The organism is Streptomyces sp. NPDC003077, assembly GCF_040611095.1.
In the GTDB taxonomy this organism is placed as follows: domain Bacteria; phylum Actinomycetota; class Actinomycetes; order Streptomycetales; family Streptomycetaceae; genus Streptomyces.
Genome location: NZ_JBEXNM010000015.1, coordinates 102,214 through 115,808, shown reverse-complemented (window position 1 = coordinate 115,808; position 13,595 = coordinate 102,214). Strand labels below are relative to the sequence as shown.

General features: G+C 72.7%; 11 protein-coding genes and 1 tRNA gene. 8 read left to right on the top strand and 4 right to left on the bottom strand.

The window, feature by feature from the left end:
* The first annotated feature begins 96 nt into the window (after positions 1–96).
* The 3 genes from ABZX96_RS13585 to ABZX96_RS13575 all read left to right on the top strand — a co-directional run bounded on the left by ABZX96_RS13585 (position 97) and on the right by ABZX96_RS13575 (position 2,351).
* On the top strand, positions 97–1,545 hold the full coding sequence (locus ABZX96_RS13585; RefSeq protein WP_355542769.1) for a helix-turn-helix domain-containing protein: 1,449 nt from the start codon (positions 97–99) through the stop codon (positions 1,543–1,545).
* 5 nt (positions 1,546–1,550) lie between these two features.
* Positions 1,551–2,168 carry an oligoribonuclease gene (gene orn, locus ABZX96_RS13580; RefSeq protein ID WP_355542766.1) on the top strand — a complete coding sequence of 206 codons (618 nt, stop codon included), beginning with the start codon at positions 1,551–1,553 and terminating at the stop codon, positions 2,166–2,168.
* A 110-nt stretch (positions 2,169–2,278) separates the two neighbouring features.
* Positions 2,279–2,351, top strand: a tRNA-His gene (locus ABZX96_RS13575).
* A 194-nt stretch (positions 2,352–2,545) separates the two neighbouring features.
* Here ABZX96_RS13575 and ABZX96_RS13570 read toward each other — a convergent pair.
* Positions 2,546–3,196 carry an NAD(P)H-binding protein gene (locus ABZX96_RS13570; RefSeq protein ID WP_355542763.1) on the bottom strand — a complete coding sequence of 217 codons (651 nt, stop codon included), beginning with the start codon at positions 3,194–3,196 and terminating at the stop codon, positions 2,546–2,548.
* A 226-nt stretch (positions 3,197–3,422) separates the two neighbouring features.
* Between ABZX96_RS13570 and ABZX96_RS13565 the strand changes: the two genes are divergently transcribed.
* The gene (locus ABZX96_RS13565; RefSeq protein ID WP_355542760.1) at positions 3,423–4,352 is read left to right on the top strand and encodes an AraC family transcriptional regulator; all 930 of its coding nucleotides are present in this window, start codon (positions 3,423–3,425) and stop codon (positions 4,350–4,352) included.
* Positions 4,353–4,512: 160 nt separating this feature from the next.
* Here ABZX96_RS13565 and ABZX96_RS13560 read toward each other — a convergent pair whose 3' ends face one another.
* Positions 4,513–5,550 (bottom strand): LacI family DNA-binding transcriptional regulator, encoded by a 1,038-nt coding sequence (locus ABZX96_RS13560; RefSeq protein WP_355542757.1) that lies wholly within the window; start codon positions 5,548–5,550, stop codon positions 4,513–4,515.
* 441 nt (positions 5,551–5,991) lie between these two features.
* On the opposite strand from ABZX96_RS13560, the gene ABZX96_RS13555 reads away from it, so the two are divergent.
* From ABZX96_RS13555 to ABZX96_RS13540, 4 genes are all read left to right on the top strand, one after another.
* A complete protein-coding gene (locus ABZX96_RS13555; RefSeq protein WP_355542754.1) occupies positions 5,992–7,323 on the top strand; it encodes an extracellular solute-binding protein in 1,332 nt (443 codons plus the stop codon).
* Positions 7,320–8,294, top strand: coding sequence for a sugar ABC transporter permease (locus ABZX96_RS13550; RefSeq protein WP_355542752.1), 975 nt, complete (start codon positions 7,320–7,322; stop codon positions 8,292–8,294). The genes ABZX96_RS13555 and ABZX96_RS13550 overlap by 4 nt, the downstream gene beginning before the upstream one ends.
* 321 nt (positions 8,295–8,615) lie before the next feature.
* On the top strand, positions 8,616–9,428 hold the full coding sequence (locus ABZX96_RS13545) for a carbohydrate ABC transporter permease (RefSeq protein ID WP_355542885.1): 813 nt from the start codon (positions 8,616–8,618) through the stop codon (positions 9,426–9,428).
* A gap of 483 nt (positions 9,429–9,911) precedes the next feature.
* The gene (locus ABZX96_RS13540; protein WP_355542882.1) at positions 9,912–11,354 is read left to right on the top strand and encodes a GH1 family beta-glucosidase; all 1,443 of its coding nucleotides are present in this window, start codon (positions 9,912–9,914) and stop codon (positions 11,352–11,354) included.
* A gap of 107 nt (positions 11,355–11,461) precedes the next feature.
* Here ABZX96_RS13540 and ABZX96_RS13535 read toward each other — a convergent pair whose 3' ends face one another.
* Positions 11,462–12,874 (bottom strand): HAMP domain-containing sensor histidine kinase, encoded by a 1,413-nt coding sequence (locus ABZX96_RS13535; RefSeq protein ID WP_355542749.1) that lies wholly within the window; start codon positions 12,872–12,874, stop codon positions 11,462–11,464.
* Positions 12,871–13,563 (bottom strand): response regulator transcription factor, encoded by a 693-nt coding sequence (locus ABZX96_RS13530; protein ID WP_355542746.1) that lies wholly within the window; start codon positions 13,561–13,563, stop codon positions 12,871–12,873. The genes ABZX96_RS13535 and ABZX96_RS13530 overlap by 4 nt, the downstream gene beginning before the upstream one ends.
* Between the last annotated feature and the right edge of the window lie 32 nt (positions 13,564–13,595).

Below are 13,595 nucleotides of genomic sequence, written 5' to 3'. Positions count from 1 at the left end.
ATCCTCACGGGACGCAGTAGATTCGATCTTGGCAATCACGGCGGGGGAACAGTGCAGGACCGAGAGGGCGAGACGACCGAGGGGGGCTTAAGCGCCATGAGCCAGGACTCCGCTGCCGTACCAGATGCCGCACGCAAGCTCGCCGCCCGACGACGCCGCGAAATAGTCGCGGTGCTTCTCTTCAGTGGCGGCCCTATTTTCGAGAGCTCTATTCCGCTCTCGGTCTTCGGCATCGACCGCCAGGACGCGGGGGTTCCCCGCTACCGACTACTTGTGTGCGCGGGCGAAGACGCGCCTTTGCGCACGACCGGGGGGCTGGAACTCTCAGCCCCCTACGGGCTGGAGGCGATCGCCCGCGCGGGCACCGTCGTCGTACCGGCCTGGCGGTCCATCACACAGGCACCACCACCGGCCGCGCTGGACGCGCTGCGCCGGGCACACGAAGAAGGGGCCCGCATCGTGGGCCTGTGCACGGGCGCGTTCGTGCTCGCCGCCGCCGGACTGCTCGACGGGCGGCCGGCGACCACGCACTGGATGTACGCGCCGACGCTCGCCAAGCGCTATCCGTCCGTCCACGTCGATCCCCGTGAGCTCTTCGTGGACGACGGCGACGTGCTGACCTCGGCGGGCACCGCCGCGGGCATCGACCTGTGCCTGCACATCGTCCGTACGGACCACGGCGCGGACGCGGCCAACGCGCTCGCCCGCCGCCTGGTCGTACCGCCCCGGCGCACCGCGTCGGACTTGGGGCACCAGCGCTACCTCGACAGGTCATTACCTGAGGAGATCGGCGCCGACCCGCTCGCCGAGGTCGTCGCCTGGGCGCTGGAGCACCTGCACGAGCAGTTCGACGTGGAGACGCTGGCCGCCCGGGCCTACATGAGCCGGCGCACCTTCGACCGGCGGTTCCGTTCCCTCACTGGGAGCGCTCCACTCCAGTGGCTGATCACCCAGCGGGTCCTCCAGGCCCAGCGGCTGCTGGAGACGTCCGACTACTCGGTGGACGAGGTCGCGGGCCGCTGCGGCTTCCGTTCGCCGGTGGCGCTGCGCGGTCACTTCCGGCGGCAGCTCGGGGCCTCCCCCGCTGCCTACCGGGCCGCCTACCGGGCCCGCCGGCCGCAGAACGGCACCCCGGAGCCGTCGCTGCGACCGGAGCGCCCCGAACGCGCGGACCGCACCGAACGGCCCGATCGCGGCGAGCGCACCGGGCCGGGCGGCGCCGACCGGTTCGCCGCGGCCTCCGCGGGCCACGGCCAGCTCGCCTACGGAACAGGGCACCTCGGACACCTGGGGCAGACCGGACACACTCCGGGCGTCCCCAGCCAGGGCGGGCCTGCCCAGGGTCACCCCCAGGGCAGCCACGCGCAGAACGGCCTCACTCAGGGTGGATACCGGAGCCAGGCCGGGCACGCCGCCGTCCTCGCCTCCTCGGACGCCGCCAAACCGGCGCCCGAGACCTTCGGCTCCCGCCTCGCCGAGCCGTCCCTCGGCCGGACGGGCGGTCGCCCGGTGCTGCCCAGCCAGCGGGAACGCCCCGTAGGGTGAGGCGTATGAACGATCGCATGGTGTGGATCGACTGCGAGATGACGGGGCTCTCGCTGGCGAACGACGCGCTTATCGAGGTGGCCGCCCTGGTCACCGACTCGGAGCTGAACGTCCTGGGCGAAGGGGTGGACATCGTGATCCGCCCCCCGGCCCAGGCGCTCACCTCCATGCCCGAGGTCGTGCGCCAGATGCACACCGCCTCCGGGCTGCTGGACGAGCTGGACCACGGCACGACGCTGGAAGCCGCGGAACGGCAGGTACTGGAGTACGTCAAGCAGCACGTACCGGAGCCCGGCAAGGCCCCGCTGTGCGGAAACTCGGTCGGTACCGACCGCGGCTTCCTGCTCCGGGACATGCCGGCCCTTGAGGGCCACCTGCACTACCGGATCGTGGACGTGTCCTCGGTGAAGGAGCTGGCCCGGCGCTGGTTCCCGCGCGCGTACTTCAACAGTCCGGAGAAGAACGGCAACCACCGGGCGCTCGCCGACATCCGCGAATCCATCGCCGAGCTCCGGTACTACCGGGAGGCGGTCTTCGTGCCGCAGCCCGGCCCGGATTCCGACACCGCCAAGGCCATCGCGGCCAAGCACGTCCTGCCCGCGGTGTCCCCCGCGTCGCCATAGTGACGCAGCTCGCTCCCGGTAACCCCGGAAGCCGGGAGCGAGCACCCCTTCCGACCCTGTACACTTTTTCTCGTCCGGTGCGGAAAGCACAACAAAAAGCGCCGGTCATGGTGGGTATAGCTCAGCTGGTAGAGCACCTGGTTGTGGTCCAGGATGTCGCGGGTTCGAGTCCCGTTACTCACCCAGAGCCAGAAGGCCCCCGACCTGGGGAACCAGGTCGGGGGCCTTCTGCGTTGCGGGGGCTGGGTGCCCTTCTGGCGTTTCGGGGGACGGGGGCGCCGTGGGGAAAGGAGCATCGAGGCCCGGAGTCGCGGGAGCGGGCCGGGCCTCGATGGTGGGTGGCGCGCGGTGCGGGCGCGCGAACGGGGGCGGCGCCGTCAGTAGCCGACCGTGAACCGCTCGCCGATGTGCCGCGGCTTCTCGATCTCGTCCACGATCGCGACGGCGTAGTCCTCCGCCGAGATCCGGCTCGTCCCGTCCTCCGCGCTGACCAGGTCGTCCAGGGCGACGCGGTAGGTGCCGGTGCGCTCGCCGGGCTCGATCACGGCGGCCGGGCTGAGGTTCGTCCAGCGGACGTCGGTGACCGTGCGGTAGTACTCCAGCGCGTCCCCGTGCGCGTGCATGATCTCCAGCAGGAACTCCGGCAGCCCCTCCGCGTCCCAGACCCGGTTGCCGTTCGGCGTGCGCAGCGAGCCCGCGCCGCCGACCGCGATCAGGCGGGGCGCCGCCTCCCCCAGGGTGCGCAGGCCCGCCACCAGGGACTCGGCCGAGGGCTTGATGGTGGCGATGTGCCCCGGGCCGTCGCCCCCGCCGACCGCGCTGACCACGACGTCCTGGCCGTCGGCCACGGCGGCGACCGAGGCGGGGTCGAGGACGTCGCCCGTGGCCACGGTGAGGTTCGGGTCGGTCGCGGTGATCTTCGCCGGGTCGCGGACCACGGCCGTGACCTGGTGGCCGCGGCGCAGCGCCTCGTTCACGATGCGGCTGCCGATGGTGCCGTTGGCTCCGTAGACGGCGATCTTGGACATGATGGGTGCTCCTGGTTCCTTGTGACGTTTGCCGGCGGCGTCTTCCGGTGACGTCTTCCGGTGACGTGGCGTCCTTCGGGGGACGTCTTCCTGTGGCGTCCTCCGCGGGATGCCGTCTGGTGACGTCTTTCCTGTGACGTGCTTCCGTTTTCGGTCATCAGTGGTGCTGACGACTTCTACGCTAGGAGCAGCAACGGCACATTTCGGGGTAGGCGCGGGACCGGCGATGGTGAAAAACCGACAGGAGAACATTCCGGAGGTCGCCTTCTCGGCGCCGGCCGGGCGGCCCGCCGGGGTGGAGGTGATGACCCTCGCCGAGCTGCGCGAGCGCGCCGACGCCTGCGGGCTGGCGACCCCGCACCGCCCCGGGTTCCACCACCTCCTGGTCCTGGACACCGGGCGGCTGCGGCACACCATCGACTTCCGCGAGTACGAGCTGACGGCGGGCGACTGGATGTGGGTGCGGCCGGGGCAGGTGCACCACTTCGGTGACCTGGCCGGGGCGGAGGGCACGCTGGTGCTCTTCGAGTCCGGCTTCCTGGACGCGACCACGGCGGTCCTGGCCCGGGTGGAGGACTGGTACGGCCCGGCCGTCCGGCAGCCCGGGGACGCGGTCGAGGCGCGGGCCGCGCGGCGCGCGCTGGAGCACCTGCACCAGGAGTTCGGGGCGCTGCGCGGCCTCTCCCTGGAAGCGCACGTCGAGGTGCTGCGCCACCTGCTGGCCGTCCTGGTGCTGCGGGCCGCCCGGATGTCCGGTCCCGGGGGCGAGGGCGGCGGGGACGGCCGGGGCGGCGACGGCGAGTGTGAGGCCGGGGAGACCTTCCTGCGGTTCCGGGACGCGGTGGAGCGGGGCTTCGCCCACAGCCGCCAGGTCGCCGACTACGCGCGGGCGCTCGGCTACTCGCCGCGCACCCTCTCCCGGGCCACCGCGTCCGCCACCGGGGTGAGCGCCAAGGAGTTCATCGACCGCCGGGTGGTCCTGGAGGCCAAGCGGCTGCTCGCCCACGGCGACCAGAGCGCCGCCCGCATCGCCGACCGCCTCGGCTTCGCCGACGCCGCCAACTTCGGCAAGTTCTTCCGGCAGCGGACGGGGGTGACGCCGCTGGCCTTCCGGGGGGAGGTGCGGGGGGCTGGGGTGTCGGGGGGTGGGGGGTAGTCGCGGGTGCCCGTCCGGGGGGTGCGGGGTCGCGGGTCCGTCGGGACCTCGGGTCCACGCATCCGCCGGGAACGCGGGTCCACGCATCCGCCGGGAACGCGGGTCCACGCATCCGCCGGGCCGCACATCGGTCAGGAACCGGGGCCGTCACCCCGCTCCCTCACGACGACGCCCGCACCACCAGTTCCGTCGGCAGGACGAGGTGGGGCCGGTCCCGCCTCCGTTCGGATATCTCCTCCAGGAGGACGCGGGTCATCACGCGGCCCATCTCCTCGATCGGCTGGCGGACGCTGGTCAGGGGCGGGTCCATGTGGCGTGCCACGGAGGAGTCGTCGAAGCCGACGAGGGCGACGTCGTCGGGCACCCGGCGGCCCCGCTCGCGCAGGACCGCGCGGGCGCCGGCGGCCATGACGTCGGATGCCGCGAACACCGCGTCCAGGTCGGGACGGCGGTCGAGGAGGGCGGCCATCGCCCGCCGGCCGCCTCCCTCGGTGAAGTCGCAGGCGGCGATCAGCGCGGGATCCGGGTGGTGGCCGGCCTCGGTGAGCGCCTGGCGGTAGCCGTCCAGGCGGCATTGGGCGACGTACATGTCCAGCGGGCCGGTGATGGTGGCCACGGCGCGCCGGCCCCGGGCCAGGAGGTGCGCGGTCGCGGCGCGGGCGCCGCCGCTGTTGTCGGAGTCGACGTAGGGCACGGATTCGCGGGCGTCCCGCCGGCCGCTGAGGACGGCGGGCATGTCGATGCGTTCGAGGAGGTCGGGCAGCGGGTCGTCGGCGTGGACGGAGACCAGCAGGACGCCGTCCACCCGGTGCGCGGTGAGGTAGGTGTCCAGGCGCTGCCGCTCCTTGGGCGTACGGACGAGGGTGAGCAGGAGTTGCAGGTCGGTGTCGGCCAGCGCGGCGCCGACCCCGCGCACGATGCCCGAGAAGTACGGCTCGCAGAAGAGCCGGGTCTCCGCCTCGGGGATGACCAGGGCGATGGCGTCGTTGCGGTTGGCCGCCAGGGCGCGGGCGGCCCGGTTGGGCACGTAGCCCAGCTCCGCCACCGCGCGTTCCACGACGGCCCGGGTGGCGGGGCTCACCCGCGGCGAACCGTTGATGACCCGGGAGACCGTGCCGCGCCCGACTCCCGCGTGTGCGGCGACTTCCTCCAGGGTGGGGCGCCCGCTGCGCCGCCTTCCGTGCACTGCCGCTGCCATGACCGCCTCGCCTTCCGGGACCGTCCTCGGCCCGTGCCCGTGTTCCTGCCGCCACCTCGCCCGCGCGCTCGCGCGGCGCCGGTGGCCTGGTCTCATCTGTGGCTCACTCTGTCGCCCGGACCTGTGGATCCCCCGTCCGGCGTGCGCGTTGCACCACTCGGGGCCGTATGCCCCGGCCCCGGGGGCGCATCCTTGCGCCCGGGGCGTCATCCCCCTCTACCCGGGGCGGTGCCGTCTCCCCGTCGTTCCCCCGCCGTTCCCCCCGTCATCCTCCCTGCGCCCTGCCATTGAACAACCAGACACTGACAACGACTTGGTGCCCGGTCCCTTGACAGCGTCTGAGGATGCCACGACGCTTCACTTCATCACGGCTGGGAGCGCTCCCAAGGTACCGGACCCCTACATCTTCCGTATGTACGTCATGGGCACCAGGAGGAAGCGATGCACAGCGGCACCCGTACCTCTCATCGGTTGGTGACCCTCGTGGCCGCCTCCGCCCTCGCGGCCGGGCTGCTCGCCGGGTGCGCCGACGACGGTTCCGAGGACGGTTCCAAGGCCGCGGGCGGCGGGCGCGACGGCGGCCGGACCACCATCACCGTCGGCACGTTCGGCGTCTTCGGCTACCAACAGGCGGGCCTCTACAAGGAGTACGAGAGGCTGCACCCCGATGTGAGGATCAAAGAGAACGTCATCGAGCGGAACGACACCTACTACCCGCAGCTCCTCACCCACCTGGCGGCCGGGAGCGGTCTGTCGGACATCCAGGCCGTCGAAGTCGGCAACATCAACGAAGTGGTCACCACGCAGGCGGACAAGTTCGAGGACCTGTCCAAGGCTCCGGGTGTCGACAAGAGTCGATGGCTGGACTGGAAGTGGGCGCAGGCCACCACCAAGGACGGGCGGACCGTCGGGCTCGGCACGGACATCGGCCCCACCGCCATGTGCTACCGCAAGGACTACTTCCGCCAGGCCGGTCTGCCGACCCAGCGCGACGAGGTGGGCAAGCTGTGGGCGGGCGACTGGCGGAAGTACGTGGACGTCGGTACCGCGTACATGAAGAGGGCCCCCAAGGGGACCACCTTCACCGACTCGGCAGCCGGGCTGTTCGCCGCGGTCAACAATGGCTACGCGGAGCGGTTCTACGACCGTGCCGGCAAGCTGATCTACCGGGACAGCCCGGCGGTCAAGACCGCCTGGAACCTCGCGATGCGCGCCGCCACGGGGAAGATGACGGCCCGGCTCAAGCAGTTCGAGAAGCCCTGGGACCAGGCGTTCGCCAACGGGCGGTTCGCCACCGTCGCCTGCGCGCCCTGGATGCTCGGCTACATCAAGGAGAAGGCCGGGGCCGCGGGTGAGGACAAGTGGGACGTGGCGCCCGCGCCGCGGCCCGCCAACTGGGGCGGTTCGTTCATCGCCGTCCCCAAGGCGGCCAAGAACAAGGCCGAAGCGATCAAACTCGCCGCCTGGCTGACCGCACCCGAACAGCAGGCCCGGGTCTTCGCCAAGCAGGCGAGCATCCCCAGCACCCCGAGCGCCTACGCCATGCCCGAGGTCAAGGACGCCAGGAACCCGTACTTCGGCGGGGCACCCACCGGGAAGATCTTCTCGGCCGCCGCCCGGGGCATCCCGACCCTCGTCATCGGCCCGAAGGACCAGCAGATCGGCAACGCCTTCTCCGACGTCGGCATCCTCCAGGTCGAACAGCAGGGCAAGTCCCCCGCCGAGGGCTGGAACGCGGCGCTCAAGGACATCGAGAACGCGGTGGACGGATGACCGGCACCGCCACGCCCGCCGTGCCGGACGCGGTGGCGGAGCGGCGGGAGGCCCGTCGCCGCGCCTGGCGCAGCCGTCGCTACCGCTGGGACACCCGCTGGAGCCCGTACGCGTTCATCGCGCCGTTCTTCCTGTTCTTCGCCGCCTTCGGGCTGTTCCCGCTGCTCTACACGGGGTGGGCCTCGCTGCACCGGGTGGAGCTGTCGGCCCCGGACGACATGCGGTGGGTGGGGCTGCACAACTACGCCCGGCTGCTGAGCGACGAGTTCTTCTGGAACGCGTTGCGGAACACGTTCACCATCGGAGTGCTCTCGACCGTGCCGCAGCTCCTGATGGCACTCGGTATCGCCCACCTCCTCAACTACCGGCTTCGGGGCTCGTCCTTCTTCCGCGTGGCCATGCTGACGCCGTACGCCACGTCCGTCGCCGCCGCCGCGCTGGTCTTCGTCCTGCTCTACGGCCGCGACTACGGGATGATCAACTGGGCGCTGGGGACCCTCGGGATCGACCCCGTCGACTGGCAGAGCGGCACGCTGACCTCGCAGCTCGCGGTCTCCTCGATCGTCGTCTGGCGGTGGACGGGCTACAACGCGCTGATCTACCTGGCCGCGATGCAGGCGATCCCGAAGGACCTGTACGAATCCGCGGCGCTCGACGGCGCCTCGCGGTGGCAGCAGTTCCTGCACGTCACCGTGCCCTCGCTGCGGCCGACGATCCTGTTCACGGTCGTCGTCTCGACGATCGGCGCGACCCAGCTGTTCGGTGAGCCCCTGCTGTTCGGCGGCGCGGTGGGACAGAAGGGCGGGGCCTCGCACCAGTTCCAGACCCTGGGCCTCTACCTGTACGAACAGGGCTGGTTCAACTTCCATCTCGGCCGGGCGTCCGCCGTCGCCTGGGCGATGTTCCTGATCCTGCTGCTGATCGCGGTGCTGTACCTGCTGGTCGCGCGACGGCTGCGGAGGAGCCGGTGAGGGGGAATCGTGGGCGTTTCGGCGCGAGGACGGGGCAGGGGCCGGGTGGACGCAGGCTCCGAGACCGGGGGCGGCGCGAAGGGCGCGGCCCGGGTGGTCGGTGGTGCGCAGGGGGGTGGGGGAACTGCCGCCGGTGCCGGGGGGTCGGCTGCTTCCGGTGCTCCGGGGACGGTGCCTTCCGATGCGCCGGGGGCGTCCTCCGGTCGCCGGACGGTGGCGGACGGTGGGGGCGGCGGACGAGGACGAGCCCGGGGCCGGGATCGGGGCCGGGATCGGCAGGCCACCGGGCGCGACGGGCGACGGCGGCGGGCCGGGCGGCACCTGCGCGGGGGGCCGATCACCTACGCCGTGCTGCTGCTTTTCACCGCCGGTTCGCTCTTCCCGCTCGTCTGGACGGCCGTCGCCGCCTCGCGCGACAACACGCGGCTGGCGCAGACGCCGCCGCCCTTCTGGTTCGGCTCGCGCCTGTTCGACAACCTCGGTACGGCGTGGAGCGACGCCAACATGGGGCTGGCGCTGGCCAACACCACGGTGGTCGCGGGCACCATCGCGCTGGGCACCGTGCTGTTCTCGACCATCGCCGGGTTCGCGTTCGCCAAGCTGCGCTTCCGGATGAAGAACGCACTGCTGCTGCTCGTCGTCGGCACGATGATGGTGCCGCCGCAGCTCAGCGTCGTCCCCCTGTTCATGACCATCGCGAAGCTGGAGTGGACCAACCACCTCCAGGCCGTCATCCTGCCGACGCTCGTGACCGCCTTCGGGGTCTTCTTCATGCGGCAGTACCTGTCCGAGGCGCTGCCGACCGAGATCGTGGAGGCGGCCCGGGTGGACGGCGCGAACAGCCTGCGGGTCGTCTGGCACGTGGTGTTCCCGGCGGCGCGCCCCGCGATGGCCGTCCTGGGAATGCTCACGTTCGTCCAGGCGTGGAACGACTTCTTCTGGCCGATCATCGCGCTGACCCAGGAGAACCCGACCGTCCAAGTCGCGCTGACCGGGCTCGGCCGGGGGTACGTCCCCGACCAGGCCGTCATCATGGCCGGCGCGCTGCTCGGAACGCTGCCGCTGCTGATCGCCTTCACGCTCTTCGGGAAGCAGATCGTGGGCGGGATCATGCAGGGGGCGGTCAAGGGGTGAGTGCGGGGGCCGCGGTCCGTCCGGGAGGATTGGGCCCTGCCCCTGCGGCTCCGGGGGCTTGGGGCCCTGGCTCTCTGGGGACTTGGGGCCCTGCCGCTCCGGGGCAGGGGTGCCTTCCGTGTCCCGTTGCCTTCCCCGGAACCAGCGCCAGTGCCAGCGGCGGCCCCGGCGCTGCCGCCCGGGCGTCGTCGTGGCCCGCGTGTTCGCCGAGGCCCGTGTGTTCGCCGCGGCCCGTGCCCGCTCTTTCGTCCGAGTGATCCTGCTCCGCTTCCACCTTCCTGTCCGTCTTCCACGACCCCTGATCAGGAGATCACCGTGGCCGAACGCCCGCCGCAACGTGCCTTCCTGCCCGATTCCGACACCGACCTCGACACCCGGACCGGCCCCGGCGCCGGCACCAGCCCACAGGCCGACATCAGCACCCGTGCCACCCCCCGCACCGTCGTCCCCCAGACCGACGGCCAAGACGGCACCGCGCCTTCGATCGCCGATACCGGACCGGAGGCCCGTCCCCGTCCGCATTCCCGTCCCCTCCGTTTCCCGTCCGGTTTCCTGTGGGGGGCCGCCACCTCCGCGTACCAGGTGGAGGGCGCCGCCGACGAAGGCGGGCGGACCCCGTCCATCTGGGACACCTTCAGCCGCACCCCGGGGAAGGTCCTCGGGGGCGACACCGGCGACGTCGCCGTCGACCACCTGCACCGCCTCCACGAGGATGTGGCGCTGATGGCGCGGCTCGGCGTGACCGCGTACCGCTTCTCCGTCTCCTGGCCGCGGGTGCAGCCCACCGGGCGCGGGCCCGCCGTCCAGCAGGGGCTGGACGTCTACCGGCGGCTCGTGGACGACCTCCTCGACCACGGCATCCGGCCGCTGCTCACCCTCTACCACTGGGACCTCCCCCAGGAGCTGGAGGACGCCGGGGGATGGCCGCGGCGCGACACCGCGCGGTGGTTCGCCGACTACGCCGGCATCGTGGCCGAGGCGCTGGGTGACCGCGTGGACCTGTGGACCACCCTCAACGAACCGTGGTGCAGCGCCTTCCTCGGCTACGCCTCGGGCGTGCACGCCCCCGGCCGCACCGAGCCCGTGGCCGCGCTCCGCGCCGCCCACCACCTCAACCTCGCGCACGGCCTCGGCGCGCAGGCGCTGCGCGCCGCGCTCCCGGCCCGCGGTCAGGTGATGATCAGCCTGAACCCGTCCGCCGTCCGGGCCCGGACCCGCTCGCCCCAGGATCTGGACGCTCAGCGGCAGGTGGACGCCCTGTCGACGCGTATCTTCACCGGGCCCCTGCTGCACGGCGCGTACCCCGCCGATCTCCTCGCGGACACCGCTTCGCTGACCGACTGGTCCTTCGTCCGCGACCACGATCTCGCCGTCATCAAGCACCCCCTCGACGCGCTGGGAATCAATTACTACGCACCGACAGTGGTATCAGCCGCCACTGACAACGCCCCGCCTCGGCAGGACGGCCACGGCGCCGCCGAGCGCTCCCCGTGGGTCGGCGCCGACCGGGTCGCCTTCCACCAACCGCCCGGCTCCCGCACGGAAATGGGCTGGTCGGTCGACGCGTCCGGCCTCTACGACCTGCTGACGCGGTTCCACCGCGAAGCGCCCGGCCTACCCCTCTACGTCACCGAGAACGGCGCCGCGTACGACGACCGGCCGAACGCGGAGGGGGACGTCCACGACCCCGACCGCATCGCCTACCTGCACGCCCACCTCGCCGCCGCGCACCGCGCGCTGCAGGACGGCGCCGACCTGCGCGGTTACTTCCTGTGGTCCTTCCTGGACAACTTCGAGTGGGCGTACGGCTACAGCAAGCGGTTCGGCGCGGTGTACGTGGACTTCGCGACGCAGCGACGCACGCCGAAGTCCAGCGCCCATTGGTACGCCCGGGTCGCCCGGACGAACGAGGTGCCGGAACCGTAGGGCGTCGGTCGCGCGGGACGGGCGGGACGGGCGGGACGGGCGGGACGGGCGGAGGCGAGCGGACGGGGACGAGGCCAACTCGGTGCACCATGCCTCGCCCCGCCCCCTCACCCCGTCCCCACCCCCCGCCGCCTCCGTGAGTGCGGCCCGCGCCGCAGCCGGCGTCCCCCGTCGCGGCGGCGGGCGTCGGCCGGCCCGCCGGTGCCGTCGTGCAGGGCCAGCCAGACCCGTACTTCCGTGCCGCCCAGCACGGACCGCCCGATCCGGACGTCGCCGCCGGTGGATTCCGCGAGGCGGCGCACGATGTCCAGGCCGAGCCCGGTGGAGCCGTCCCCGCCGTCGCCATGGCCGCGCCGCAGCGCCGCGTCCGGGTCCGCGATCCCGGGGCCCGCGTCCGACACCAGGACGATCACCGCGCCGTCCGCCTGGTGCACGTCCACCGCGAACGCCGTGCCCTCGGGGGTGTGCCGGAAGACGTTGCCGAGCAGGGCGTCCAGCGCCGTGGCCAGCTCGGGGCGCGCGACCGGGACGCGCGCCGGGCGTTCCACGCCGGCCATCCGCACCGTGCGCCCCTCGTCCTCGGCGAGCGCCGACCAGAAGTCCATCCGCTCCCGGACCACTTCGGCCGCGTCGCACCCGGTCAGGGCGGCGGCGGGCTTCGTGAGCGCCTTCTGTTCGCGGGCGGTGTGGATGATCTGGTCGACCTCGCGTTCCAGTTGGGCGACGGCGGCCCGGGTCTGCTCGGCGGCGGGTCCGTCCCCGAGCGAGGCGGCGTTCAGCCGCAGCACGGTCAGCGGCGTGCGCAACCGGTGGGAGAGGTCAGCCGCCAGCTCGCGTTCGTTGGCCAGGAGCTGGACGACCTGGTCGGCCATGGAGTTGAAGGCGACGGCGGCCGAGCGCAGTTCCTTCGGGCCGTCCTCCCGGACGCGTACGCCCAGGTCGCCCTGGCCCAGCGCGTGGGCGGCGCCCGCGAGCCGTCCGGCGGGCCGTACCAGGCGGGTGCCGAGGCGGTCCGCGACGGCCACCGAGCCGAGCACCAGGGCCAGCCCGACCCCGGCCAGGATCAGCCAGGAGGTGGCGACCCCGTTGGTGAGCGCGTCGTCGGGCACGTACACCTCCACGACGGCGATCCCCGAGGCCACCGCCGTGGGCTGGAGCAGCACCGACCCTCCGGGCACCGGCGCGATCGAGGCGCGGCCCAGGGCGACCGCCCCGGCCACCGCTTCCGGTCCGGCCCGGCGCGCCCCGGCCTCGACCGGCGCGGCCCCGCGGCCGGACGCCGGCACGTGGACGCCGATCCGTCCGCCGGGCCCGGTCTCGGCGCTGGCGACGGCCCGCTCCAGTTGGGCGCGGTCGGTGGTGATGGCCAGTACGGGGCCGATGGCCGCCGCCTGGCGCTCGGCGTTGGAGAACGCGCGGTCGCGCGCCATCTCCTTGACGACGAGCCCCAAGGGGACGGCGAAGGCGACCACGACCATGGTGGTGACGGCCAGGCACACCTTGACCAGCGCCCACCTCACCGCGGCGGCTCCAGCTTCACGCCCACGCCGCGCAGGGTGTGCAGGTAGCGCGGGCGGGCGGCGGTCTCCCCCAGCTTGCGGCGCAGCCAGGACAGGTGGACGTCGATGGTCTGGTCATCGCCGTAGGACTGCCGCCACACCTCGGCCAGCAGTTCCTTGCGCGACACGACGACGCCGGGCCGCCCGGCGAGGAAAGCCAGCAGGTCGAACTCGCGGCGGGTCAGGTCCAGGAGGGTGCCGTCCAACGCGGCCTGCCGCCGCAGCGGGTCGATGGCCAGTCCGCCCACCCGGATCTCCCGGGACGGTGGCGCGCCGCCCGCCGCGCCGACCCGCGCGCGGCGCAGCACGGCGGCCATCCGGGCGGAGAGGTGGGCCACGGAGAACGGCTTGGTGAGGTAGTCGTCCGCGCCGTCGTTCAGAAGGCGGACGATCTCGGCCTCGTCGTCCCGGGCCGTCGCGACGATCACCGGGACGTCCGTGATGCCCCGCAGCATCTTGAGCGCCTCGGCGCCGTCCAGATCGGGCAGTCCGAGATCGAGAATGACCAGATCGAAGCCCACTTGGGCCACTTCCCGCAGCGCCTCCAGCGCCGTACCGACGCTCCGGACGGTGTGGGACGCCTCGGTGAGGTGCCGGATCAGCGCCGAGCGCACAAACGGGTCGTCCTCGACCACGAGCACACTTGCCATGGGCGGCACCGTACGCCATACGAGTGGCGGCG